Annotated in this window: 2 protein-coding genes; both read left to right on the forward strand. The window is 58.0% G+C overall.

Annotated elements, in window-relative coordinates; translation table 11 throughout:
* The coding region (locus CAP_RS53160) for an RHS repeat domain-containing protein (RefSeq protein WP_197041604.1) at nucleotides 1-1,478 on the forward strand (1,478 nt) is incomplete at its 5' end.
* Nucleotides 1,475-2,014, forward strand: coding sequence for a P-loop NTPase family protein (locus CAP_RS51770; RefSeq protein ID WP_156041697.1), 540 nt, complete (start codon nucleotides 1,475-1,477; stop codon nucleotides 2,012-2,014). The genes CAP_RS53160 and CAP_RS51770, both read left to right, overlap by 4 nt.
* Nucleotides 2,015-2,279 lie beyond the last annotated feature (265 nt).

Raw genomic sequence — 2,279 nt, forward strand, 5'->3', positions numbered from 1 at the left:
GCGGGACCGCGTACTACGTGTACGACGCTGCCGGGGAGCGCGTCCGCAAGATCTGGACTCATAACGGCATCATCGAGGAGCGGCTCTACCTGGGTAGCTATGAGGTCTACCGCCGCAGAGAAGGGGTGAATGCAGACCTCGTCCTGGAGCGAGAGACGTTTCACGTGATGGATGATGCGCGGCGCATCGCCATGGCGGAGACCAAGACGGTGGAGGCTTCCATCGTCGCCACATCCCCGCAGAGTCGTCTTCGCTATCAGTTCGCGAACCACCTCAACTCTGCCTCGATGGAGCTCGACGAGGCAGGGCTCGTCATTTCCTACGAGGAGTACCATCCGTACGGAACGGCCTCCTACCACGCCGCCAAAGCGACCACCGAGGTCTCACAGAAGAGGTACAGGTACACGGCCAAGGAGCGGGACGAAGAGACGAAACTATGTTATCACGGGGCGCGATACTGTGCGCCATGGCTAGGGAAGTGGACTGCACCAGACCCGGCCGGGATCAAGGCAGGGATCAACCTGTACGAATATGCGCTAGGGAATCCTGTAAGACTCATAGATCCGGACGGGCGCAATCCACTCGATCCAAATGATCCCAACGTCCAGCGGCTACGTAAGAGTGGGGTACCCGACCAAAAAATTCAGAGGCTAATTAACCTGAAACCAACTGCACCCGGAAGCTCCAGTGGTCCAAGACAGCCTCCTTCAGGAGCACCCAAACCATCGCCTCCATTGGCCCCTCCGCCCGCACCTCCGCCTCCGGCGCCGCCAGGTTCGGGCCGTCCGGGCGATGCAGATACGCCAGTGGGGCCCGGTGAGCACCACGGAGCAGGCGGTAAGGGTGACGGTAGCAAGGAAGGGAATGGTACAGGAACTGGACCCGGGAACACGCTGCTCGATTTCGCCGTCTTTGTGCTGGGAATGTTGGGGATGGATGCCCCAAGCGACGATGGCGTGAGTGGCGGCATTCCAGGCGGACGCGGGGATAAAGAGAATGCCAGCCCGGCCGGGCAGGTGATTTGGGTTGGACTCCAAGCTTTCTGGGGTAAGGCCGCTGCACGCCTGAAAAAACTCGGCGATGCCCCCAATCCCCCCAAGATCGGGAGCAAAGTCGAGAAGGTGATGAACCCTCAAGCAGGAATCGCCTCATGGGAAGGGAGAGCGATGGCCAAGGTTCGAGAAGCACATCCTGAACCACAAGCATCGTGCGACAAACTGTCAGGTTATCTTATTGACGAGATCGGTGAAGGGAAGATTGTACAGTTGATTCCAACTTCCGATAAAACCCCACTCCCGCTTCTCGATGGCGTGGCTTCGAAGGCCTGGTGGCAACACACCTCCGTTGTTCTGAGCGATGGTCGAGTTCTTGACACTATGCGCAACGCCGTTTATTCGAACGTAAATGCCTGGCGACAGTCAGTTGTTGGAAATGCTCGTAACGTGTATACGATGATCGAAGGTCAGGTGATAAAATGAGCAACGAGAAACTGGTTTTCTATTGGGGCCCTCCAGGTGCTGGTCGCGCTGCTTCAGTTGCCACCTTCGTTTCTAAGCTCGAAAAGCCAGTAACAGGCGACCGAGATTTTAGCGTGAACCTGGGATCCAGAACAGCGACTCTCTATTTTAGCAGTTTTGCAACCAAGTTCTACTACGATATGGCTGTTCCGGAGCGACCCAAGGGATTTGAACCCGTGCTGCAGCGGCTCGCAAAGGCATCAGGCGTTGTGTTCGTCGTCGATTCGCAGGAAGTCCGTCGTGAAGCCAACATCGGCTGGCTGAAGAGACTACGTGCCGATCTCCTACTCGCGGGACGGAGCCTAGACGATTTGCCGATTGTGTTTCAGCTAAACAAGAGGGATCTTCCTGATGTTGCGGATGTAGCGGAACTCCAGCGAGAGCTGCGGACAGATTGGTGTGCATACGTCGAGAGCATCGCGCCCAAGCGGATCGGAACATCTGAGGCGATTGACCATCTCTTTCGCCTGATCGCCGAAGGACCTCCACGCCATTGACGGTGCCGCTCATGCATCCAGCGATACGGACGGACGTCGCGCCACCGCCCGGTATTTTTGCGCGCTTCCCACGAACCGCTTGAACGCCTGAAGAACGTCGCCGGGGACCGGGGACGCCGCGACCCAGGTCTGGTGCGCGACCCACCCCCGCCTCGAGGGACTCGGTTGCCAACCACCCATTCTATCAACATCTGCCGTAGGGACGACCCTCGTAAGCAGAGAGAAAGGAAGTAAGAGCCTATCCCAGGTGCGACCAGGCAAGGCT

The organism is Chondromyces apiculatus DSM 436 (assembly GCF_000601485.1).
In the GTDB taxonomy this organism is placed as follows: Bacteria; Myxococcota_A; Polyangia; order Polyangiales; family Polyangiaceae; genus Chondromyces; species Chondromyces apiculatus.

Excerpts from the sequence above, each read along its gene's own strand:
- CAP_RS51770 (WP_156041697.1), top strand. The coding sequence starts at position 1,475 with ATGAGCAACGAGAAACTGGTTTTCTATTGGGGCCCTCCAGGTGCTGGT.